The 23353-nt window shown below is 70.2% G+C and carries 16 protein-coding genes and 5 pseudogenes; 11 read left to right on the top strand and 10 right to left on the bottom strand.

All coding sequences use genetic code 11. The features are described 5' to 3' along the window. Window positions 1-246: 246 nt before the first annotated feature. The gene (locus AB0L74_RS03470; protein ID WP_365645134.1) at window positions 247-4935 is read left to right on the top strand and encodes a DUF6531 domain-containing protein; all 4689 of its coding nucleotides are present in this window, start codon (window positions 247-249) and stop codon (window positions 4933-4935) included. Between the two features lie 71 nt (window positions 4936-5006). After that, window positions 5007-5558, top strand: coding sequence for a hypothetical protein (locus AB0L74_RS03475; protein WP_365645136.1), 552 nt, complete (start codon window positions 5007-5009; stop codon window positions 5556-5558). Between the two features lie 136 nt (window positions 5559-5694). Here the strand turns inward: AB0L74_RS03475 and AB0L74_RS03480 are convergent. The 5 genes and pseudogenes from AB0L74_RS03480 to AB0L74_RS03500 form a co-directional block, all read right to left on the bottom strand. Further along, window positions 5695-5823, bottom strand: a pseudogene (locus AB0L74_RS03480) (DUF397 domain-containing protein); the annotation flags it as partial. A gap of 10 nt (window positions 5824-5833) precedes the next feature. Beyond that, the gene (locus AB0L74_RS03485) at window positions 5834-6046 is read right to left on the bottom strand and encodes a hypothetical protein (RefSeq protein WP_365645138.1); all 213 of its coding nucleotides are present in this window, start codon (window positions 6044-6046) and stop codon (window positions 5834-5836) included. Between the two features lie 120 nt (window positions 6047-6166). Then, a pseudogene (locus AB0L74_RS03490) lies at window positions 6167-6283 on the bottom strand (IS5/IS1182 family transposase); the annotation flags it as partial. 99 nt (window positions 6284-6382) lie between these two features. Then, window positions 6383-6656 (bottom strand): annotated as a pseudogene (locus tag AB0L74_RS03495) (transposase); the annotation flags it as partial. Further along, on the bottom strand, window positions 6593-6796 hold the full coding sequence (locus AB0L74_RS03500; protein WP_365645140.1) for a winged helix-turn-helix domain-containing protein: 204 nt from the start codon (window positions 6794-6796) through the stop codon (window positions 6593-6595). The pseudogene AB0L74_RS03495 and the gene AB0L74_RS03500, both read right to left, overlap by 64 nt. 634 nt (window positions 6797-7430) lie before the next feature. Between AB0L74_RS03500 and AB0L74_RS03505 the strand changes: the two genes are divergently transcribed. The 3 genes from AB0L74_RS03505 to AB0L74_RS03515 all read left to right on the top strand — a co-directional run bounded on the left by AB0L74_RS03505 (window position 7431) and on the right by AB0L74_RS03515 (window position 11424). After that, a complete protein-coding gene (locus AB0L74_RS03505) occupies window positions 7431-9506 on the top strand; it encodes a hypothetical protein (protein ID WP_365645142.1) in 2076 nt (691 codons plus the stop codon). Between the two features lie 1087 nt (window positions 9507-10593). Continuing rightward, a complete protein-coding gene (locus AB0L74_RS03510; protein WP_365645144.1) occupies window positions 10594-10854 on the top strand; it encodes a hypothetical protein in 261 nt (86 codons plus the stop codon). Between the two features lie 12 nt (window positions 10855-10866). Next, window positions 10867-11424, top strand: a complete 558-nt coding sequence (locus AB0L74_RS03515) for a hypothetical protein (RefSeq protein WP_365645146.1) — start codon at window positions 10867-10869, stop codon at window positions 11422-11424. Window positions 11425-11498: 74 nt separating this feature from the next. Here the strand turns inward: AB0L74_RS03515 and AB0L74_RS03520 are convergent, their stop codons facing one another. Both AB0L74_RS03520 and AB0L74_RS03525 read right to left on the bottom strand, forming a co-directional pair. Continuing rightward, window positions 11499-11681 (bottom strand): DUF397 domain-containing protein, encoded by a 183-nt coding sequence (locus AB0L74_RS03520; protein WP_365645534.1) that lies wholly within the window; start codon window positions 11679-11681, stop codon window positions 11499-11501. 22 nt (window positions 11682-11703) lie between these two features. Further along, window positions 11704-11802 (bottom strand): annotated as a pseudogene (locus AB0L74_RS03525) (transcriptional regulator); the annotation flags it as partial. A 24-nt stretch (window positions 11803-11826) separates the two neighbouring features. On the opposite strand from AB0L74_RS03525, the pseudogene AB0L74_RS03530 reads away from it, so the two are divergent. The 6 genes and pseudogenes from AB0L74_RS03530 to AB0L74_RS03555 all read left to right on the top strand — a co-directional run. Then, window positions 11827-12139, top strand: a pseudogene (locus tag AB0L74_RS03530) (ATP-binding protein); the annotation flags it as partial. Window positions 12140-12251: 112 nt separating this feature from the next. Further along, entirely contained in the window at window positions 12252-13181 is a 930-nt protein-coding gene (locus tag AB0L74_RS03535; RefSeq protein ID WP_365645148.1) for an SMP-30/gluconolactonase/LRE family protein, read from the top strand. A gap of 159 nt (window positions 13182-13340) precedes the next feature. After that, a complete protein-coding gene (locus AB0L74_RS03540) occupies window positions 13341-14375 on the top strand; it encodes a LacI family DNA-binding transcriptional regulator (RefSeq protein ID WP_365645150.1) in 1035 nt (344 codons plus the stop codon). Next, entirely contained in the window at window positions 14372-15910 is a 1539-nt protein-coding gene (locus AB0L74_RS03545) for a sugar ABC transporter ATP-binding protein (protein ID WP_365645152.1), read from the top strand. The genes AB0L74_RS03540 and AB0L74_RS03545 overlap by 4 nt, the downstream gene beginning before the upstream one ends. Beyond that, the gene (locus AB0L74_RS03550; protein WP_365645154.1) at window positions 15900-17843 is read left to right on the top strand and encodes a substrate-binding domain-containing protein; all 1944 of its coding nucleotides are present in this window, start codon (window positions 15900-15902) and stop codon (window positions 17841-17843) included. The genes AB0L74_RS03545 and AB0L74_RS03550 overlap by 11 nt, the downstream gene beginning before the upstream one ends. Window positions 17844-17900: 57 nt before the next feature. Continuing rightward, complete coding sequence (locus AB0L74_RS03555; protein ID WP_365645156.1) at window positions 17901-18842, top strand: ribokinase; 942 nt, start codon at window positions 17901-17903, stop codon at window positions 18840-18842. Between the two features lie 1136 nt (window positions 18843-19978). On the opposite strand, the gene AB0L74_RS03560 is transcribed toward AB0L74_RS03555, so the two are convergent. The 3 genes from AB0L74_RS03560 to AB0L74_RS03570 are packed head-to-tail and all read right to left on the bottom strand — an operon-like array spanning window position 19979 to window position 23111. After that, window positions 19979-20815: a sugar phosphate isomerase/epimerase family protein gene (locus tag AB0L74_RS03560; protein WP_365645158.1), complete on the bottom strand. Its 837-nt coding sequence runs from the start codon at window positions 20813-20815 to the stop codon at window positions 19979-19981. After that, complete coding sequence (locus AB0L74_RS03565) at window positions 20812-21963, bottom strand: dihydrodipicolinate synthase family protein (protein WP_365645160.1); 1152 nt, start codon at window positions 21961-21963, stop codon at window positions 20812-20814. Before AB0L74_RS03565 ends, AB0L74_RS03560 begins: the two co-directional genes overlap by 4 nt. After that, complete coding sequence (locus tag AB0L74_RS03570) at window positions 21960-23111, bottom strand: Gfo/Idh/MocA family oxidoreductase (RefSeq protein ID WP_365645162.1); 1152 nt, start codon at window positions 23109-23111, stop codon at window positions 21960-21962. The genes AB0L74_RS03565 and AB0L74_RS03570 overlap by 4 nt, the downstream gene beginning before the upstream one ends. Window positions 23112-23353 lie beyond the last annotated feature (242 nt).

Genomic DNA, 23353 nt, shown 5'->3' on the forward strand with positions numbered 1-23353 from the left:
TGGCCCCGGAGGGCGGTCGCCTTCCGGACGCCCGGCCGCCCGAACCGGTCCCGGCCGTGTGTACCGGGCCGCGCTGCCGGGCCCCGGGTGACGTGGACAGTGGCCGAGCGGCCCACCGCCTTTCGGTCGACTCCCGGCGACACCTGTGGGGCGCGGGTGTCCGATCACTACGATGTTCGACGCCGCCGAACGCGTGACCGGCCAGGCGCGGCGGTTCAGCGCGCCGACGGGGAGGGGTGACGGGGATTGGGCTACGTACTGCCCGGGTGGCTGGACGAGATCCTGGACTTCATCGGCATCAACTGGCCCAACGTGGACGAGGACGACTACCGCGAGATGGCCGAGGCCATGCGGGAGTTCGCCGACCGCTTCGAGACCCACGGCGGGGAGGCCGTCGCCGTCGTCAACCGGGTCATCGCCTCCAGCGAGGGTGCGGCCGTCGACGCCCTGGCCGAGCACTGGGGCAAGGTGAAGTCCTCCCATCTGGAGCAAGTGCCGCAAGCCGCCCGGACGTTCGCCACCGCCTGCGACGTGGTCGCGGACGTCATCTACGGCATGAAGATCAAGGCCGAGATCGAGCTGGGCGCCATGGCCGCCTCCCTCGGAATCTCCATCGGCCTGGCTTTCGTCACCGGCGGCCTCTCCGCCCTCATCGGCGCGGCTCAGACCGCCGCGATGCGGGAGCTGATCCGACGCATCATCAAGGAGGCGCAGGAGGAGATCGTCGACCGGCTCATCGCGGAGGTGACCGAACCGGTCACCGGCAAGCTGGAGAAGCTGGCCGAGGACGTGGTCCTGGACATCGCCTCCGGCGTCCTGGACCTCCCCGCGGACGCCGGACCGGGCACGGGCGCGGGGGAAGGCGGTGGCCACCACGGAGGGCTGGCCCTCGCCTCCGCCGGCGGCGGACCGTCCTCGGACGGGATGCGGCTGGACTCCGCCGGTGCGGGCGGGGTCGGCGCCGGACAGGTCCGTATCGATCACAGGGAGTACGAGGAGGGCGCCACCCGCCTGGCACGCCACGGCCAGGACCTCCAGACCAGTGCCCTGCGCTCGCTCACCCGCGCCAAGGGCGCCTTCGGCCGCAGCAAGGGCCGGGACTCCTTCACCCAGGCGTTCGACTCCGTCCTCGACGGCGCTCTCAACGGAACCGAGAAGGCCCTGAAGAAGGTCGGCCGCCACCTCACCGAGAACGTGCCCAACGGCATACGGACGAACTCCCGCAACCACCAGCGCAACGAGCAGCGCATCACCGACGCCCTCGACCGCCTCCGCTCCCGCGCGGCCGGGGGTGACGGCAACGGCCCCTCCTCCTCCGGCGGCCCGCACTCCCCCCGTACGCCGGGTGCCGCCGGGCGGAGGGACGGAAACCACTCCGGCGGCGACATCCGGCTCTCCTCAGCCGAGCTGACCCGCAGGGCCCGCTCCGCCGCGGCCAAGACCTGCGAGAACGACCCCATCGACATGGCGACCGGGGAGATGCTCCTCCCCCAGACCGACCTCGAACTGCCCGGCGTCCCCCCCCTGGTCCTGCGCCGCACCCACCTGTCCACCTACCGTCACGGCCGCTTCTTCGGCCCCTCCTGGGCCTCCACGCTCGACGAGCGCCTGGAACGCGGTGCGGACGGCATCTGGTGGCACCGCGAGGACGGTTCCTCCCTCGTCTACGAGCGTGAACCCGGCACCGGCGACGAGGTCCAGCCGGCAAAGGGCGAACCGTTCCCCCTCATACGCCTGGAGGAGGGCAGCGGGTACGCGCTGGCCGTCACGGACCCGCACTCCGGCCTGACCCGCGTCTTCCGCGCCGCGCCGGAGAGCGGCCCGGACATCTGGTGGCTGGCGGCGCTGGAGGACCGCAACGGCAACGAGATCCACTACGACCGCGCCCCGGACGGCACCCCGTCCGCCCTCGTCCACCTCGGCGGCTACCACGCCGAGGTCCGCACCGACCCCGGCACCGGCCTGGTAGGCGCCCTCTTACTGCGTACCCCGGACGGGCCCGCGCAGGTCATGGCGTACTCCTATGACGGCCGCTCCGACCTGACCGGCGTCACGAACTCCTCGGGCCTGCCGCTGCGCTTCACCTACGACGAGGCCCACCGCATCACGTCCTGGACCGACCGCAACGGCTCCGTCTTCACCTACGTCTACGACGACCGCGGACGCGTCGTGCGGACCGTCGGGCCGGAGGGCGTCCTCTCCTCGCGCCTCGCCTACGACACCGACGGGGACACCGGCGAGCGCGTCACCCGCTACACCAACTCCCAGGGCGCGACCACCACCTACCGGATGAACGACCGCTACCAGGTCGTCGCCGTCACCGACCCGCTCGGCCACACCGTTCACCAGGAGTGGGACCACCGGGACCGCCTGCTGTCCCGTACGGACGCGCTCGGCCGGACCACCCGCTACACCTACGACGAGGCCGGTGACCTCACCGCCCTGGAGCTTCCCGACGGCAGCAGGTCCCGCGCGGCCTACAACCGCCTCCACCTCCCCGAGACGATCACCGGGCCGGACGGCGCGACCTGGCACCAGACCTACGATCCCCGCGGCAACCGCACCGTCGTCACCGCCCCCGACGGCACCACGACCCGCTTCACCCACGACCCCACCGGGGCCGTCACCTCCGTCACCGACCCGGCGGGCGCCACCCACCGGCTGACGAACGACGCCACCGGCCTGCCCGTGTCGGTGACCGACCCGCTGGGCGCGACGGAGTCCCTGACCCGGGACTCCTTCGGCCGCCCGGTCACCCTCACCGACCCGCTGGGCGCCGTCACCCGCCTGGAGTGGACCACCGAAGGCCGCCTCTCCCGCCGTACCGCCCCGGACGGCACCACCGAGAGCTGGACCTGGGACGGCGAGGGCAACTGCCTCACCCACACCGACCCCAACGGCGGCGAGACCCGCTACGAGTACGGACACTTCGACAAGCTCACCGCCCGCACCGGCCCCGACGGCGTCCGCTACGCCTTCCGCTACGACACCGAACTCCGCCTCGCCCAGGTCCTCGCCCCCCGAGGTCTCACCTGGGACTACCGCTACGACCCCATCGGCCGCCTCACCGCCGAGACCGACTTCGACGGCCGCGCCCTCACCTACACCCACGACCCGGCCGGCCGGCTCGTCTCCCGCACCACGCCCCTCGGCCAGGAGATCACCTACACCTACGACACGCTGGACCGGCCCACGGCCAAGAACGCCGACGGCGCCCGCACCACCTACACCTACGACCCCGCCGGCCACCTCATACGCGCGGTCTCCCCCACCTCCGCCCTCGCACTGGAACGGGACGTCCTGGGCCGCGTCCTGTCCGAGACCGTCGACGGCCGCACCACCCGCTACACCTACGACGCCGCCGGACGCCGCACCTCCCGCACGACCCCGACCGGCGTGGTCACCGAACTCGCCTACGACGACGCCGGAAACCGCACCCGCCTCACCGTCGACGGTCACACCCTGGCCTTCCGCCACGACGCGCTGGGCCGGGAACTCGAGCGCGCCTTCGGCGGTCCCCGCCAGCCGGTGACCCTCACCACCGCCTGGGACGCGATCGGCCGCCCCGCCCAGCAGTCCCTCGCCGCGCGGGGACGCACCCTGCGCTCCCGGTCCTACACCTACCGGCCGGACGACCACCTCACCGCCCTCACCGACCACCTGACCGGTACCGTGCGGCAGTTCGCACTCGATCCGGTCGGCCGCCCCCTCGCCGTCACCGCCGACGGCTGGAGTGAGCGCTACGCCTACGACGCCGCCGGCAACCAGACCCACGCCTCCTGGCCCGACGAGGCACCCCACCCCGAGGCCCGGGGCGACCGCTCCTACACCGGGACCCGCCTGCTGACGGCGGGCCGGGTCCGCTACGAGTACGACGCCGCGGGGCGCACCGTCTCGCGCCGGAAGACCCGCCTGTCCCGCAAGCCCGGCATCTGGCGCTACGAGTGGGACGCCGAGGACCGCCTCACCGCCTGCACCACGCCCGACGGCACCCGCTGGACCTACGCCTACGACCCGCTCGGCCGCCGCACCGCCAAACACCGCGTCGGCCCCGACGGCTCACCCGCCGAAACGGTTCACTTCACCTGGGACGGCACCCGCCTCGCGGAGGAGACCACCTCCACCACCGGCGTCACCCTCACCTGGGACCACGACGGCCACCGCCCCCTCACCCAGACCGAGCGCCGGCTCTCCCCGGCCGACCGGTCCGAGCTCGACCGCCGCTTCTTCGCCCTGGTCACCGACCTGATCGGTACCCCCACCGAACTCGTCGACGAAACCGGCCACATCGCCTGGCACACCCGCGCCACCCTCTGGGGCACCACCACCTGGAACCGCGACGCCACCGCGTACACGCCCCTCCGCTTCCCCGGCCAGTACGCCGACCCGGAAACGGGCCTGCACTACAACTTCTTCCGCCACTACGACCCGGACACGGGACGGTACGCGAGCCCGGATCCGCTGGGGCTGGTGCCTGCGCCGAACCCCATGACGTACGTCCACAACCCCGCTACCGCAATGGACGTCCTCGGCCTGGCTCCTTGCCGGGTCTTCGCGGTGAGCAGCGCCGGCACGGTCAACGTCCTGCCCGTCGCCCACTTCAGCGAACGCGACTTCCCGGGTGTCAACGAAAACCTGGCCGAGGCACTGGCCCGGGGCGAGAGCCCCATAGTCACCAGGCAGACTGGTCGCCGTAACATCCGCCGGAACCGACGCCATGCGCAGCAGGGGCTGGACAGGCCGCCGTCGGACATGACGTGGGAGGAATACCCCTTCGCCTCTTCTGCCGAGGGCGGGCGTGGTGCCGTGACGACCCTGGTGGAGAGGGCGGAGAACAACAGGCAAGGTGGTTTCCTGAGCGCCTTCTACACGCAACATGGGATTCGGAACGGAGACCAATTCTACGTCGCCCCGGAAGGATGGTTGGGTCGTTGAAGACGAATGATGCCCCGACGAGCGATACAACACGGTCAGGAGGTCTGCGGCAGAGCCGCTGATACGTCAACATGAGCAGAGTAACGAACCTTTTGGACGACATCGCTGCCAGTCTCCAGAACCTCGAGCGTCCCGTGGTGCGAGACCTCGAACGGCCCGGGCTCCCGGCTGAAGACGTGGCGGCTCAGATCGGCGACGCACCGCAGGCAGTTCGAGATTGGTACACATGGTGCAACGGAACAGCGCACCGAACAGGGCAGACCGTAGGAGACTCCTACTTCATCCCCGGGTATTTCTACCCGGCCCTCGATGAAGCGCTGAGAATCCGCGGCCAGGGACATCGCGATCTCGACACACTGGGAGATTGGCTGCCCGTGCTGACGTCGGCGTCTACCGACATGTACGCGGTCGTCTGGCGTTCGGACCGCACTCTCGGAGTGGTCGGCGTGCTGGAAGGAGCCGAGTCGGAGATCGAGTATCTGTCAGTGGAGGAGATGCTCGAAGTATTCTCCGCAGCGCTGCGTGAGGGCGCCTTCTTCGTCCAGGGCGGGACCTTCGAAGTCGACGACGACCGCATGGACGAGATCTACCGGCGGGTGACCGGACGCGAGCCGCTCTACTGAGTGACTCAGCCCGCCTCTCGGGACCTGTGGCCGCGGAACGGCTCGCAGGCAAGAGAGGTGCGCGGGTACCAGTCTTCGAGTCCGAGGTGGATGGGCGGCGGTGCGGTGACGTGACGTCTCGGGACGCCATCGCAACTCAGAACTCTTCCGGCTTCTTGAGTGCTTCGACGAAGGCGACGAAGGCAGTGGCCGGAAAGGTGAGGGGCGCACGGCCGGGAGCCTTCGAGTCGCGAATCGCCACATGATTGCGGCGAAGGGCGGCCTCAACGCATGCGTCATGGCTTGATCAAGTTCCCTGAGCGTCGGAATTGTTGGTGATGCCAAGGGGGGAATACTCGTTCGGGTTGCTCGCGGACCGCCCGGGTGGTCTTGGCGATGTTGTCGGCTCCGAGGGTTCGCAGCAGGCCGATGGCGAGGTTGCGGAGGGTCGCCATGGCGCGGGGTGCGGTGCCGGTGTGGATGGTGGAGGCGCCCTCGGCGAAGGTCACGTCTCTCCGTGGGCGTGGGGTCCTCCAAGGGCCTGCATTTGATGCCCATGGTCTGCCAGGGCCGCCGCCCTGGCAAGCAAGATCCGCCAGGATGGGAACGCCTTGGCGCTCGCAGGTCCGGATGATCCGATGGGTGCGGGCGGCGGTCAGGCCGTGGGCACGGCCCGGCAGCGCGGGTGAGAGCCACAGCAGCCGTCTGTCCGGGTCGGTGACCACCTGCACGTTCACGCCGTGCCGACAGCGCGGTCGTCGACCCGCTCGCCGAACGCGCGCCGGACCTGCCCCAGACCACTCCGGCAGAAATCGCCCGGTCAGCCAGTAGTGTCGTGCCCTTGGTCAGGCGGGGCTGATGGTCAGGCCGGTCTCGGCGAGGCAGCCGTCTGCGAGGTGGCTGCGGTACTGGATGTGCCGCGGACCGCGTCGGATGCGCTGGACGAAATGTCGCGAGTGCCGGAAGCGACGTTGGACAGCCATCCGGGTCGCAGGAGCGACCAGATGCCTTCGACGGGTTTGAGGTCGGGGCGTAGGGCGGCAGGTAGTAGATGGTCAGCCAGTCCATGGAGGCCGCGCACGCCTGCACGTCGGCGGCCTTGCGGACGTTGAGATTGTCACCCAGCCGGCCACGGCTTCATCGTCCCGCTCGACGGCCCGTCGGGCCGGGACCCGGCAGGACCAGCCGTCGCTGACCAGCAGCTTGCGCACGCCCTGAAGCGCCGACCGATCACGGTCCTGATCCGCGCCAGGGTCCACCGCTGGTCCTCCCAGCCGTGTGCGGCCGGCCCCTTGGCCAGCTCCGCCTCCAGCTGTGCGAACTGCTTCTTCCGCTCAGCCTCGGCAACGACACCGGCCCCTGCGACCGCAGAGCACGCGGACCATCCTCGTCCCACGCCTGCCGCCATCACTGCACCGACCGGACACTGACACGCAGGTCTTTGGCGATCAACGAGCTCGCCTCGCCCCTGGCGAACCGTTCGGCCGCCTGAAAGCGTAAGTCCTCGCGGTGCTGCTGCCGTTCGGCGGTCAGCCCGCCACCCTGTGGATATCGCACGCCCCGGTGATACCGCAGAGGACCAAGGCCCGTCAGCCCCTACGACAACGCGAGTTCGACTTCAGTGGCTACCCTGAACACCCAGGCAGATGCCATGCAGGCCGCGATCATGGAATGCCGGAACGGTCACACCGTGACGCGCCACCTGCTGGAAAGCCGCCGGCGACACTGGTCGACCGGTCCCGGCCTGGCTCGTGAGCCGGTTCTGGCGAACACTTCGATGCCGGTCCCCGTGGTGCAGTGCATGCGGTACACATATGAGCTGTGGCGAGATCACAGTTGCTCAGACGGAAACGGCTATACATCCTGCTTGCCCTGGCAGGTGTAGCTCTGGCGATGTGGCTGACGAAGCACTACGAGCTGGGCCGCATGTCAGCTGTCCTCGTTGCCTTCGCACCCACCGTGCCCCCTCTGGTGGCAGCTTGGTGGTCCTATCAACGTGACCATGAGGAGGCTGCGCTCGATCTGAGTGCGGTTGCCCAGATGCTGGCTGATCTGGTCAAGGCGTCGGAGACAGAGCAGCGGGCTCAGCTCCTTGCTGGGAGCCCCCACCGCATCCCTGTTTCCTGCACTTGGTCTGACCCGGCTGATCCAGCCGTAGAACGACAGGGAGATCTATCTGGAGTGCTGGCCTTCTACGAAGGGTTGCAGCACCGTCGGCTGGTCGTAACGGGTGCCTCAGGTGCCGGTAAAACAGTTCTTGCCATCGAACTCCTCCTGCAGCAGCTCCGGCAGCGGGAAGGAGGGGCGGTCCCCTTGCGAATGCCCCTGGCCGATTGGGATCTGGGCCTGCCATTCGAGGACTGGGTGGCTGACTACGTGATGACGTTGCTCCAGGGGCGGGGTGTTAAGCGAGGAACTGCCGTAGATCTAGTACGCGCCCGCCTCATTCTGCCGGTCCTTGATGGCCTTGATGAGATGGATACGGAAGCTACACCTGTCGCGGAGCGGCGGGCTGCTCGGGCTCTGAGTCAACTTAACCGTTACCACGATATTGGCGGCGGGGCCGCGATCATCCTTACGTGCCGTACTGAGCAGTATGACGAATTAGGTACGATGGATTTGCGGCTCCAACAAGCGGTCCGCATTCGGGTCAATCCCGTCGATTCGGAACAGATGTGCAAGTATTTCGAAGATCGTTCCGACAACCCGCAACGATGGCAGCCTGTCTTGGATGCGATCAGGACGGCGCGAACGGGCACGCTAGCTCAAGCTCTTAATACTCCATGGCGACTCAACCTGGCTGCAACGGTTTATGAGAGGGATCCGCACACCCTTACCTATACGCGAGATCCCGCAGAGCTTCTAAGCTTTGCCGCGCCCAGCGATGTGCGAGATCACTTGCTTAGGCATTTCATCCCAGCTTCAGCCGAACATCATCCAACCAGCCCCAAGAAATACCCACCACATCTCATTCATCGCGGATTGGCGGCATTCGCTGGCCATCTGAGGTTTCAAACATGCAGCCATCCAGGATGCAGCCATTCCGACAGTAGTAGCCTATTCTTGCACCGATTGTGGCCCATTCCAGGAAGGAACCTCGTCCGCCTCTTGGATGTCGTGTTCCTACTGCCGTTCCTTGCCGCACTCTTCCTCGTGGTCCCCCCATATCTTTCCTTTGATTCAATCATGGGTTCCCCGGTGGAACGATACGCACTCACGCTCCTAATCGCTGTAATTATTGGATGGGAAGGGGTGCGTGATGTCTTCACATTGAGAGATAGATATCCAGTATCCGTACCAATGAGGAAGAGCGGCTCGACGGCGCGGATTCCGGAAGTCCGTTACATGATTTTCACATTTACGGGTATGGTCGCACTCGGGGGACTCCTCGGGTGGGCAATAGCCAAGCGCTCCTCTGATCAGGACGTACCCCCCATCGCAGCAACTCACACCGCAACGGTGCTTCTATCTCTATTCTTGGCGCTGTTGCTGTGCGGGTTTTGTCGTACAATCATCGGGCTTCGCGTTACGCGACGCTTCCTCCCGTCGGGCACACTCCTGCTGGTGGATCGAGATGAGAACTTTATTGATCCGCGCGATCAAGTAAAGGGAAATCTTGCCGCTGGCATCTTGGTTGCCGCAGGGGTTCCCGCATCGATCGGTGTCGCGCATTGGTCGGGAGGGCTGTTCCCACCTTCCGCTCATGGGGCTACGGATCTGCAGTTCGCGTCCTACTTGCTACTCCTTGGAGTGTTCCTGGGATTCTTCAACGTCGCAAGCGCGAGCCGACGTTTTCTGTTGTTTACTCTAGGGGTGCGGGTTCGCAGAATTCTCCCGCTGCGCGTGGCGCGATTTATGCACTGGTCCTATCAAGCGGGCTTGTTGCGTGTGGCGGGCTCGTCTTATCAGTTCCGCCATCGAGAATTGCAGGATTGGTTGGCGAGAAATCCTTCCCCTGTGAATCATTGAGCGCTTCCAAATTGTCGTTTTTGTGGTCAGTTGCAGGGGCGGATCGAGCCTCGGACGCCATGCTGACGGCCGTCGGGGTCCGGCGGCATCCGCTCAAGTGGCGTCGCTCGCCCTCGCGGACCACGATCGGCCGTGTGCTCACGGCCGTCGACGGTGATGCTCTGGACCGGGCGGTCGGCGACTACCTCGCCGGCCGGAACACCGCGGAGGCTCCCTCGGGGCAACGGCGGGTGATCGCCGTCGACGGCATGTCGCCGAGAGGATCAGCCCGTCTGTCCGTCAAGCGCAGGCATCTGCTCTCCGCGGTCACCCACCACCGGGCCGTGACCCTCGCCAAGGCGGAGGTCGACGCGAAGACAAACGAGACCGCGCACTTTCAGCCCCTGCTCAGGCCACTGGACCTGGACGGAACCCTCGTCACCTTCGACGCTCTGCACTCGGTCCAGGCGAACGTCACCGACCGCACACCGGCAGCTCGCCGCCCTGCCCTGGCGGGACATCGCCGTCGAACACACCACGACCTCCACCGGCCACGGCCGCCACGAGCCTCGCTCGATCAAGACCTGCGGCATGGCCGACCACCTCGGCGGAATCGCCTTCCCCCACGCCCGCCTGGTCATCCGCGTCCACCGTCGCCGCCGATCCACCGGCCGGCGCGAGAGCCGCGAGACCGTCTACGCCGTCACCAGCCTCCACGCCCACCAGACCACCCCCGGCCCAACTCACCACCGCGATCCGCGGCCACCGGACGGTGAAGCCCCTGCATCACGTCAGAGACGTGACCTTCGCCAAGGGCGCCTCCACCATCCACACCGGCACCGCACCCCGCGCCATGGCGACCCTCCGCAACCTCGCCATCGGCCTGCTGAGAACCCTCGGAGCCGACGACCTCTACCTAACGGAAGAGCGTTCGGTCAGCGCGGGCTGTGCCTCGGAGGCGAGGACGAGGAGAACGAACCGGGCCCCGAGGGTCCGAGGCTCTGGCGAGGTTGGCCCAATACCCTTTCAGACCAGCGCCATTGGTCGTCTGACGTCCGGAACCCGGGGTAGCCGGGTATTCCAAGCCGACCATCGCGAGGAATGACCCATGACACAGCCGGAGACATCTCGATCGTCCGGGCTCGGTGATCTCGAACCCGGCACCAGGCAACGCGACCAGTTGTCCGTCCGCATCGCCGACATCGCGTGGAGCGCGCTGTGCGTCGTGGTGGCCCTGTGGGTCCTCTGGAGCTCCCTCGGCGCCCTGCGCGGGGCAGCGTCGTGGGGGTACTGCGCCGCGACCTGGGTCCTGCTGGCCGTGGCCCTGACGGTGCGGGTCCTCACCGCGCGCCGCAGGGCACGGCAGTGAACGGAGGCGCGCGTGGAACGCGTCAACTCCTACCTGGGAAAGCACCTGTGGGCACAGATCGTCCTGTCCCTTCTGGTCGCGAGCGCCGTGAGCATGCTGTTATTCCCCGGGCGCTCGTTCGGGACGGTCCTGGTGCGCACGGCCGTCATCGCGGCCGGAGGCATGGCCATCATGATGGCCATGCGGCGCAAGGAGGAACGCGCCGCCGGCGGTTCGGCCGACCGGCTCGTGACGCTGGAGCGGAAGCTGCGCAAGGGGGACGTCCCCGTCGACCCGCGGGAGCGCCGGGCCATGCGTGACCTGGTCGAGCGGCGCCTGCACCGCACACGCCACCGGGTGGCGGCGCAGGTCTTCCTGGTCGTCCTCTTCTGCGCCGTCGTGATGGCGACGGCCGCGACCTCGGGTCCGCGGCAGACCATCGGCCTGGCGGTGTTCAGCGGAGCCTTCCTGAGCTGGCTCATCCACTACGGCAACCGCCAGCACCGTCGGCTGCGCACGATGCGGGACGCCCTCGCCTCCGAGACTCCCGAGACCTCCGAGACCTCCGACGCCTTCGACCGGTCGCGCTGAGGGAACGCCGGTTCCAGGACGAGGTGGAGGCCCCGCCCGCGCGGTGTCCTCGGCACGGGCGGGGCCTCGAAGGGTCACCGCTCCCTTGACGGCTCCTTGAGTGCTTCGACGAAGGCGGTGAAGACGGCAGCCGGGAAGGTGAGCGCTCCGTGGGCCGGGTCCTTCGAGTCGCGTATGGCCACATACGCGGGAGAGGGTGCGATCTCGACGCAGTCGTTGCCGTCGCCCTCACCGGAGTACGACGACTTCCGCCAGATGCCAAGGGGGGACGTGGGTGCCTCACAGCTCCTTCGCCAGCGTGTGGATGAAGTCGCGCGACCGGTCGGGCTCAAGTGATACGGCCTCCACCTTACGGAAGCGCGTTCGGCAAGCGTGGAGCGGCCTCCGCGCCGTCACCACGCCAGCCGGCGCACCCTCCGTCTGATCCTGACCTTGCACGGCCTGATCGCCCTCGTCGATGTGGCCGAGCCGCTCGCCGCCGAGCTGGTCTCCAACGCCGTACGTCACACGAAGGGCCCCGCCGCGCCGCGGGTGCGCTGGTCGCCGCCGGGCACGCTGCGGATCGGGGCGTGGGACGCGGACCCCGAGCCGCCGGAGCGGGTCGCCGCACGGAGGGCGGGCGAGGTCTGGCGCTGGTGCGGCCTGCACCGGCATGTGGGGGTGGCAGCAACAGAGCAGCGGCGGCAGCCGGGGAAAGTACGTGTGGTGTGAACTCGGCAAGCCGCCGCCCCTCGCCGTCACGTCCCCGCTTGATCCACCGCCTGCCATTCCCCATAGTCGGGGGGAGCAGGTCGATCTTCGTCCCGACAGACAGAGAGGGCGGCCCCATGCCCGGCGAGCACCCCGAGTTGTACGACATCCTCGACGAGCGGTTCCGCACCGGCCGGTGCGCCGCCGGGGACTCCCGGCTGGAGAAGCTCTACGACGGCTGCCGCTGGGCCGAGGGGCCGCTCTACGTCCCGGCCGGGCGGTACGTCGTATGGAGCGACATCCCCAATGACCGCCTCCTGCGCTGGGACGAGACCACCGGCGCGGTCGGCGTCTTCCGCTCGCCCGCCGGTCACCCCAACGGCAACACCCTGGACACCGAGGGGCGCCTGGTCACCTGCGAGCAGGGCAACCGCCGCGTCACCCGCACCGAGCACGACGGCACCATCACCGTGCTCGCCGACCGCTTCCAGGGCAAGCGGCTCAACAGCCCGAACGACGCCGCCGTGAAGTCCGACGACTCGATCTGGTTCTCCGACCCCGACTTCGGGATCGTCTCCGACTACGAGGGCCACCGCGCCGAGAGCGAGATCGGCGCCTGCAACGTCTACCGCGTCGACCCTCGCACCGGTGAGGTCACGCTGGTCGCCGACGGCTTCCAGGGCCCCAACGGCCTGGTCTTCTCCCCCGACGAGACCCGGCTGTACGTCTCCGACAGCCGCGCCAACCACATCCGCGTCTTCGACGTCCGCGACGACGGCACCCTCGGCGGCGGCGAGATCTTCGTCGAAGGCCGGCTCGGCAAGTTCGACAACATCCGCTTCGACGACACCGGCCGCCTCTGGGCCGCCGCCATGGACGGCGGCGTGCACTGCTACGACCCCGACGGCACCCTCCTCGGCCGCATCCTGGTCCCCGGCACCGTCGCCAACATCCGCTTCGGCGGCGCCAAGCGCAACCGCCTGTTCATCGCCGCCGACACCGCCCTGTACTCCCTCGTGACGTCCGTCACCGGCACGCCCGCCCTGCCGGCCGCCGCCCGCCCGTAGAACCCGTTCCAGGAACCGGCGCCGCCCGCGGCGAGGTCGCGTGGTGGGTGCCGGCTGTCATCACGATCTGGTTTCGGCCACCCCGGTCCCCCTTGCCCTTGTCCGTGGAATCGATTCCAATCCTTCGTGTAATCGATTCCACGAGGAGGTGGGCCGGCGATGGCGAGTATCAAGGACGTCGCCGCCGAGGCGGGGGTGTCCGTCGCGACGGTGTCGCGGGTCCTGAACGAGCATCCGTCGGTCAGCGCCGACGCGCGCACGCGCGTGCTGGCCGCCGTCGAGGCGCTGGGCTACCGTCCGAACGCCGTCGCCCGGTCGCTGCGCACCGACACCACCCGCACCCTCGGGCTGGTCATCAGCGACGTGATGAACCCGTACTTCACCGAGCTGGCCCGGTCGGTGGAGGAAGAGGCCCGCGCGCTCGGGTACAGCGTGATCATCGGGAACGCCGACGAGCGGCCCGAGTTGCAGGACCACCACGTTCGGACGCTGCTGGACCGGCGGATCGACGGGCTGCTCGTCTCCCCCGCCGACGGCGGCTCCCCGCTGGTGCTGGACGCCGCCCGCGCGGGCACCCCGATGGTCTTCGTCGACCGGTGGACACCGGGCGTCGACGTGCCGGTGGTGCGGGCGGACGGGCGCGGGGCCGTACGGGATCTCGTCGCGCACCTGCACGGGCTCGGGCACCGGCGGCTGGCGATCATCGCGGGACCGGCCGCCACCACCACCGGCAGTGAGCGCGTGGCCGCCTTCCGGGACGCCTTGCGCGCGTACGGGCTGGAGCTGCCCGACGCCTACATCGGCCAGGGCGACTTCCAGGCCGAGAGCGGGCGGCGGGTCACCGAGGGGTTCCTGGATCTGCCGGAGCCCCCCGAGGTCGTCTTCGCCGCCGACAACCTGATGGCGCTCGGCGCGCTGGACGCCGTACGCGCGCGGGGCCTGCGTGTTCCGGACGACCTCGCGCTGGCCGCGTTCGACGACATCCCCTGGTTCGTGCACACCGATCCGCCGATCACCGCGATCGCCCAGCCGACCGGTGAACTGGGGCGCGCCGCGGTGCGCGCCCTGGTCGACCGGATCGAGGGGCGGACGCCGCGGTCCGTCACCCTCCCCGCCCGGCTCGTCGTCCGCCGCTCGTGCGGCGAGCCGGAACCCCCGCGGTCCCCCTCCCCCGTACGAAGGAGTACGACGTGAGCGACCCGGACGAGTTGCTGCGCATCGAGGGCATACGCAAGACCTTTCCCGGCGTGGTCGCGCTCGACGGCGTCGACTTCGATCTGCGCCGGGGCGAGGTGCACGTGCTGCTCGGCGAGAACGGCGCCGGCAAGAGCACGCTCATCAAGATGCTCTCCGGCGCCTACACCCCCGACGCGGGCCGGATCCTCGTAGGCGGCCGGGAGGTGCGCGTGGGCGGGGCGCGGGACTCCGAGCGCCTCGGGATCGCCACGATCTACCAGGAGTTCAACCTCGTCCCCGATCTCACGGTCGCCGAGAACATCTTCCTGGGGCGGCAGCCGCGCCGCTTCGGGATGATCGACCGCAAGCGGATGGAGGCCGACGCCGAGGTGCTGCTCGCACGCGTGGGCGTCGACGTGTCGCCCCGCGCGCGGGTGCGTGAACTCGGGGTCGCCCGGCTCCAGATGGTCGAGATCGCCAAGGCGCTCAGCCTGGACGCGCGCGTGCTGATCATGGACGAGCCGACCGCCGTGCTGACCTCGGAGGAGGTCGAGAAGCTGTTCGCCATCGTGCGGCGGCTGCGCGCGGACGGCGTCGGGATCGTGTTCATCACCCATCACCTGGAGGAGATCGCCGCGCTCGGCGACCGCGTCACCGTCATCCGGGACGGCAGGAGCGTCGGGCAGGTCCCGGCCGCCACGCCCGAGGACGAGCTGGTACGGCTCATGGTGGGGCGGTCGATCGAGCAGCAGTACCCGCGTGAGCGAGCCGGCGGCGGTGAGGTGCTGCTGAAGGTGGAGGGGCTCACCCGTGACGGGGTCTTCCACGACGTGAGCTTCGAGGTGCGCGCCGGGGAGGTCGTCGGCATCGCGGGACTGGTCGGTGCCGGGCGCACGGAGGTGGTGCGGGCGGTGTTCGGCGCCGACCCCTACGACGCGGGCAGCGTCCGGGTCGGGGACGTGCCCCTGCGGCGGCACGACGTGAACGCCGCCATGGCGGCCGGGATCGGGCTCGTACCGGAGGACCGCAAGGGGCAGGGGCTGGTGCTGGACGCCTCCGTCGCGGAGAACCTCGGGCTGGTGACGCTGAGGTCGGCCACCCGCGCGGGGTTCGTCGACCTCAGGGGGCAGCGGGCGGCGGCGGACCGGATCGCGCGGCGGCTCGGCGTGCGGATGGCCGGCCTTGGGCAGCAGGTGCGCACCCTGTCCGGCGGCAACCAGCAGAAGGTCGTCATCGGCAAGTGGCTGCTGGCCGGCGCCCGGGTGCTCATCCTCGACGAGCCCACGCGCGGCATCGACGTGGGCGCCAAGGTCGAGATCTACCAGCTCGTCAACGACCTCACCGCGCGGGGCGCCGCCGTCCTGATGGTCTCCAGCGATCTGCCGGAGGTGCTCGGCATGAGCGACCGGGTGCTGGTGATGGCGCAGGGCCGGATCGCCGGTGAACTCGCCGCCGAGGCGGCCACCCAGGACGCCGTGATGGCGCTCGCCGTCGGCACTCCCGCCGGCGGCACGGACCACAGCGACGGAACGGAGGCCCCCGGTGGCCACTGACACCCTCAAGAGCGGGCCGGGCGCCGCCGGCGGGCTGCGCCGCCTGCTGCTCGACAACGGCGCGCTGACCGCCCTCGTCGTCCTCGTCATCGCCATGTCGGCGCTGTCCGGTGACTTCCTGACCGCCGACAACCTGCTCAACGTCGGTGTGCAGGCCGCCGTGACCGCGATCCTCGCCTTCGGTGTCACCTTCGTGATCGTCTCCGCGGGCATCGACCTGTCGGTCGGGTCGGTCGCCGCCCTGTCGGCCACCGTGCTGGCGTGGAGCGCCACCGAGGCCGGGGTGCCGGTCGCCCTCGCGGTCGTCCTCGCGGTCGTGACGGGCGTCGCGTGCGGCCTGGTCAACGGTTTCCTCGTCTCCTACGGCAAGCTGCCGCCGTTCATCGCGACGCTGGCCATGCTGTCGGTGGGCCGGGGCCTGTCGCTGGTGATCTCGCAGGGCTCGCCGATCGCGTTCCCCGGCTCCGTCTCGCACCTCGGTGACACGCTCGGCGGCTGGCTTCCGGTGCCGGTGCTGGTGATGGTCGTCATGGGGCTGATCACGGCCGTGGTGCTGGGCCGGACGTACCTCGGCCGCTCCATGTACGCGATCGGCGGCAACGAGGAGGCGGCCCGCCTGTCCGGGCTGCGGGTCAAGCGGCACAAGCTCGCCGTCTACGCGCTGTCGGGGCTGTTCGCCGCCGCCGCGGGCGTCGTGCTCGCCGCCCGGCTGTCCTCCGCGCAGCCGCAGGCCGCGCAAGGCTACGAGCTGGACGCGATCGCCGCGGTCGTCATCGGCGGCGCCTCGCTCGCGGGCGGCACCGGCAAGGCGTCGGGCACGCTGATCGGCGCGCTGATCCTGGCGGTGCTGCGCAACGGCCTCAACCTGCTGTCCGTCTCCGCGTTCTGGCAGCAGGTCGTCATCGGTGTCGTGATCGCGCTGGCGGTGCTGCTGGACACGGTGCGCCGCAAGGCCGGGGCGACGCCGGTCGCGGCCGGCACCCCGCGGGGCGGCAAGGGCAGGCAGGCGGTGACGTATCTCGTGGCGGCCGTCGCCGCGGTCGCGGTGGTCGGCACCACCTCCCTCCTGCACGGCGGGGGCTCCGCGGGCAAGGAGCGGAGGATCGGCCTGTCGCTGTCGACGCTGAACAACCCGTTCTTCGTGCAGATCCGGGCCGGCGCCGAGCAGGAGGCGAGGCGGCGGGGCGTCGACCTGACCGTCACGGACGCGCAGAACGACGCCTCGCAGCAGGCCAACCAGCTCCAGAACTTCACCAGCGAGGGCCTCGGCGCGATCGTCGTCAACCCGGTGGACTCCGACGCGGCCGGTCCCTCGGTGCGGTCGGCCAACCAGGCGGACATCCCCGTCGTCGCCGTGGACCGGGGCGTCAGCGGGGCCGACACCGCGGCGCTGGTCGCCTCCGACAACGTCGAGGGCGGGCGGCTGGGCGCCAGGGCGCTGGCCGGGAAGCTCGGCGGCGAGGGCACCATCGTGATCCTCCAGGGCCAGGCCGGCACCTCCGCCAGCCGCGAGCGCGGCGCCGGGTTCGCCGAGGGCCTCCGGGCCTACCCGGGCATCGAGGTCGTCGCCAGGCAGCCCGCCGACTTCGACCGCGCCAAGGGGCTGGACGTGATGACGAACCTGTTCCAGGCCCACCCGGACATCGACGGCGTCTTCGCCGAGAACGACGAGATGGCCCTCGGCGCGGTCAAGGCGCTCGGCGCCAAGGCCGGCAGGTCCGTCCAGGTCGTCGGCTTCGACGGCACCCCGGACGGCCTGAAGGCGGTCGAGGCGGGCACGCTGTACGCCTCCGTGGCACAGGTGCCGAAGGAGCTGGGCAGGATCGCCGTGGACAACGCGCTGCGCGCCGCCGACGGCAGGCGGGTCGAGGAGACGGTGAAGGTGCCGGTGAAGGTGGTCACCAGGGAGAACGCGGCCGGATTCGGCGGCTGACGGCGGCGCCCGGGCGGGCCCGCCGCGACGGACTCGGAAGATGCGGGGAGAGGGTTCATGAACGGCTACGACCTCCTGGTCGTGGGGTCGGCCAACGCCGACCTGGTGATCGGCGTCGAACGGCGGCCGGGTCCGGGCGAGACGGTGCTCGGCTCGGACCTGGCCGTCCATCCGGGCGGCAAGGGCGCCAACCAGGCGGTCGCCGCCGCCCGGCTGGGTGCCCGTACGGCCCTGCTGGCCCGGGTCGGCGCCGACGACCACGGGCGGCTGCTCCTGGAGTCGCAGCGGGCGGCCGGTGTGGACACGGTGGGCGTTCTGGTGGGCGACGCCCCGACCGGCGTCGCGCTGATCACGGTGGACCCGTCCGGGGACAACAGCATCGTGGTCTCGCCGGGCGCCAACGCACGGCTCACCCCCGAGGACGTCCGCGCGGCCGGGAGCCTCTTCCACGCCTCCCGCGTCGTCTCGGCGCAGCTGGAGATCCCGCTGGAGACGGTGGTGGAGGTCGTACGGAACCTGCCGCCGGACCGCCGGTTCGTCCTCAACCCGTCACCGCCGCGCCCCCTGCCGGGGGAGGTGCTGGCGGCCTGCGATCCGCTGATCGTCAACGAGCACGAGGCGCGGGTCGTCCTCGGCGACGCCTGTGTGAGCGGGGAGCCGGAGGACTGGGCGCGGATCCTGCTGGCGAAGGGGCCCCGCTCGGTGGTGGTGACGCTGGGCGCCGCCGGCGCGCTGGTGGCCTCGTCCGCGGGGGTCGTACGGGTCCCCTCCGTGTCGGTGGACGCCGTGGACACGACGGGCGCGGGAGACGCGTTCACCGCGGCGCTGGCGTGGCGGCTCGGCACCGGCTCGGACCTGGTCCGGGCGGCGGCGTACGCGGCCCGGGTCGGCGCGGCGGCCGTCACCAGGCCGGGAGCGCAGGCGTCGTATCCGACGGCGGCCGAGGTGGACGCGCTGGACGGCGGGCGTCGGGGGGACGCGGCCGAGGGGACGCGGTGAAGCGGACCGGGGAGGCCCGGCCGACCGGCCCCCGGCGCCTGCCGGACCTCTCCCCGACCCTTCGCAACTGCTCACTTGGTGAACGAGGACGACCGTTCTCTGGCATATGTCACCCTGCTGCCCGCTCGGAGCGAGAAGGACTGCGGTCACCGGTGACATATGTACGGACTTTGACGGAGGGTCCACCGTTCCCGGGGGTGTGATTTTCGCGACTTTCGAGGCGGGAACTGGCACGCCGTCACTTCTGGAACTTCCGCAACGGCGCTGGCAGTTGCCTTGATCGCCACAACCGTGGCATCTCGGTCGGCCGGTACGGCACGCCGTGCCGGTCCCGTACCGCGATGATCACCCACAGGAGTGACACGCACACGCCGTCGTTGCCGTTGTGCCCGGTACTGTATTGCGCTACCACCGCTCCCCGGAAGGTTCGCGATGCGCCGTGAGCCCTCGCGAGGTTCACGAACGTGGACCAGAAAGGGGGCGGCCCAATGGCTGCACAGCCGGAGGGGCACCAGAACACCAAGGCGGACCGGTTCTACAACAGGGTCCGCTGGCTCGGACCGATCGTCGCGATCTACAAGATCCTGCGGGAGTTCCTGAGCCACTGAGGGGAAGAGCCCCGACCTCTCGGCCGGGGCCCAGCCCGTTCCGGTGCTGCCGAGGGCCTCATCTCTCCAGCTGCCAGGCGTCGGAGATGGGGCTCTCGTTCTGTCCGCGGTGATCACGTGATCAGGCCGAAAAGGCCATGCCCACGCGACCCCCATACGGGCAGCCTCCATCTTGCCTTGCCGGGAAGGCCGTTAGCGAGACCTGCCCACGGGTTGAGCCGCGGAACGGATATCTGTTTCCGCTGTGGAATCGAGCATTCGGCCTGCTAGCAAGCGTTCCGGCCAAAGCGGCGTGACGCATACCACAGGTGACGGGTGACGTACGGCACAGCCGTACCCGGCAGCCCGGTCGCTCCACATGTCCCGATCGCCCCGATCTACTGATCCGTAAGCCGAGGCTCCGCACAGCGGCCGGGCATCGTACAACACCCCACCGACAACGCGGTTCGCCTGCGATCCGGCCTCGCCGCCGCCCGGCCCCGAGCACAGGCCGGGCCGCACGCGCGGCGGCGGAACCGGCCGCCGCCGTCACGCGCCCGCGTGCTCCACGAACCGCGCCGCCGTCTCCGCCAGCACCTCGCGCCCGTCACGCGCCCACAGCGCGTCGTTGAACAGCTCGACCTCGATGGGCCCGGTGTACCCGGCCGCCTCCACGTACCCCCTCCACTCGCGCATGTCGACCGCGCCGTCCCCGATCTGGCCGCGGCCGTTCAGGACGCCTTCCGGCAGCGGTGTCGTCCAGTCGGCGAGCTGGAAGGTGTGGATACGGCCGCCCGCGCCGGCCCGGGCGATCTGCGCGGGCGCCGTGTCGTCCCACCAGATGTGGTACGTGTCCACCGTGACGCCGACCTGGCGGGCCGGGAAGCGCTCGGCGATGTCCAGCGCCTGGGCGAGGGTGGAGACCACGCAGCGGTCGGAGGCGAACATCGGGTGCAGCGGCTCGATGGCCAGGCGGACCCCGTGCTCCTCGGCGTACGGGCCGAGTTCCGCGAGCGCGTCCGCGATGCGCTCCCGGGCGCCGCGCAGGTCCCGGGAGCCGGCGGGCAGGCCGCCCGAGACCAGCACGAGCGTGTCGGTGCCGAGGGCCGCGGCCTCGTCCACGGCCCGCCGGTTGTCCTCCAGGGCGCGCGCCCGCTCACCGGCGTCGATCGCGGTGAGGAAGCCGCCGCGGCACAGCGTCGTCACCGTCAGGCCCGCGTCGCGGACCAGCTTGGCCGCCGCCTCCACGCCGTAGGACTGGACCGGTTCGCGCCACAGGCCCACGTTACCGATGCCGGACTCGGCGCAGGCGGCGGTCAGTTCCGGCAGCGACAGCTGCTTGACCGTCATCTGGTTGATGGAGAAGCGGGAGAGAAGGTCGGTCACTGGCTCACTCCGTACAGGGACAGCAGGGTCCTCATCCGCTCCTCGGCCAGCTTCGGGTCCGGGAACAGGCCGAGTCCGTCGGCCAGTTCGTAGGCGCGGGCGAAGTGCGGCAGCGAGCGGGCCGACTGCAAGCCGCCGACCATCGTGAAGTGGTCCTGGTGACCGGCGAGCCAGGCCAGGAAGACCACGCCCGTCTTGTAGAAGCGGGTGGGGGCCTGGAAGAGGTGGCGGGAGAGTTCGACGGTGGGATCCAGCAGGGCGCGGAAGCCCTCCGTGTTCCCGGTGTCCAGGACGCGGACCGCCTCGGCCGCCAGCGGCCCCAGCGGGTCGAAGATGCCGAGGAGGGCGTGGCTGAAGCCCTGCTCGTCGCCCGCGATCAGCTCGGGGTAGTTGAAGTCGTCGCCGGTGTAGCAGCGCACGCCCTGCGGGAGGCGGCGGCGCAGGTCGATCTCGCGCTGGGCGTCCAGGAGGGAGATCTTGACGCCGTCGACCTTGTCGGGGTGGGCGGCGATGACCTCCAGGAACGTGTCCGTCGCCGCGTCGAGGTCCAAGGAGCCCCAGTAGCCCTCCAGCGCCGGGTCGAACATGGGGCCGAGCCAGTGCAGGACGACCGGTTCGGCGGCCTGGCGGAGCAGATGGCCGTAGACCTCCAGGTAGTCCTCGGGGCCCTTCGCCGTGGCCGCGAGGGCCCGGGAGGCCATGAGGATGGCCTGGGCGCCCGACTCCTCCACGACGGCGAGCTGCTCCTCGTAGGCCCGGCGGACCTCGTCCAGGGTGCCGGCGGCGAGCTGGTCGGTGCCCACGCCGCAGGCGATCCGGCCGCCCACCGCCTTCGCCTCGGCGGCGCTGCGGCGGATCAGCTCGGCGGCGCCCGCCCAGTCCAGGCCCATGCCGCGCTGGGCGGTGTCCATCGCCTCGGCGACCCCGAGCCCGTGCGCCCACAGGTGGCGGCGGAAGGCGAGGGTGGCGTCCCAGTCGACGGCGGCGGGCCCGTCGGGGGTCGTGTCGGCGTACGGGTCGGCGACCACGTGGGCCGCCGAGAAGACCGTACGGGAGGTGAAAGCGCTTCCAGAGGACAGCGCGAGGGGCTCGCCGCGGGGCTCGTACGTCCGCAGGGAGCCGTTCGCGTCCGGCAGGCGGAGGGTCACAGCGCGACCTCCGGCACGTCGATGCGGCGGCCCTCCGCGGAGGACTTCAGGCCCAGCTCGGCGAGCTGGACGCCGCGGGCGCCGGCCAGCAGGTCCCAGTGGTAGGGGGCGTCGGCGTAGACGTGCTTGAGGAACAGCTCCCACTGGGCCTTGAAGCCGTTGTCGAACTCCTGGTTGTCGGGGATCTCCTGCCACTGGTCGCGGAAGGAGTACGTGGCCGGGATGTCCGGGTTCCAGACCGGCTTGGGGGTGGCGCTGCGGTGCTGGACGCGGCAGTTGCGCAGGCCGGCGACCGCGGAGCCCTCGGTGCCGTCGACCTGGAACTCCACCAGTTCGTCGCGGTTGACGCGCACCGCCCAGGAGGAGTTGATCTGGGCGATGGCCCCGCCGTCGAGCTCGAAGACGCCGTAGGCGGCGTCGTCGGCGGTGGCGTCGTAGGGCTTGCCGTTCTCGTCCCAGCGCTGCGGGATGTGGGTGGTGGCGACGGCCTGGACCGACTTCACCCGGCCGAACAGCTCGTGCAGGACGTACTCCCAGTGGGGGAACATGTCGACGACGATGCCGCCGCCGTCCTCGGCGCGGTAGTTCCAGGAGGGGCGCTGCGCCTCCTGCCAGTCGCCCTCGAAGACCCAGTAGCCGAACTCGCCGCGCACGGACAGGATGCGGCCGAAGAAGCCGCCGTCGATGAGCCGCTTGAGCTTGAGCAGGCCGGGCAGGAACAGCTTGTCCTGGACGACGCCGTGCTTCACGCCCTTGGCCGCGGCCAGGCGGGCCAGTTCCAGCGCGCCCTCGAAGCCGGTGGCCGTGGGCTTCTCGGTGTAGATGTGCTTGCCCGCCGCGATCGCCTTCTTGATCGCGTCCTCGCGCGCGGAGGTGACCTGCGCGTCGAAGTAGATGTCGACGCTCTCGTCGGCGAGGACCGCGTCCACGTCCGTCGAGACGTGCTCCAGGCCGTGCCGCTCGGCCAGCGCCCTGAGCGCGTGCTCACGGCGGCCGACCAGGATGGGCTCCGGCCACAGCACGGCGCCGTCGCCCAGGTCCAGGCCGCCCTGCTCACGGATGGCCAGGATCGAGCGGACGAGGTGCTGGCGGTAGCCCATGCGCCCGGTCACGCCGTTCATGGCGATACGCACCGTCTTGCGTGTCACGTCATTCCCTTCGTACGCGTCGTACGCGATCCGCGCGCCGCACACATCCCACCGGCCACTCGATGACTGATGAGACCACAGCAAGCGCTTTCTATCTGGTACGAAGCTAGCCTGTGCACGGTGGTCTGGACAAGACCGCCGCACGGAGCGAGTTGTCCGGGCGGCGGACGAGGCCGGCCGGGGGCCGTAGGGTCTGACCGGGAACAGCACCGCGGCGGAGCCGGCCGGCCGCGCCTGGTGAT

This window comes from Streptomyces sp. NPDC052020 (assembly GCF_040680575.1).
GTDB lineage: Bacteria > Actinomycetota > Actinomycetes > Streptomycetales > Streptomycetaceae > Streptomyces.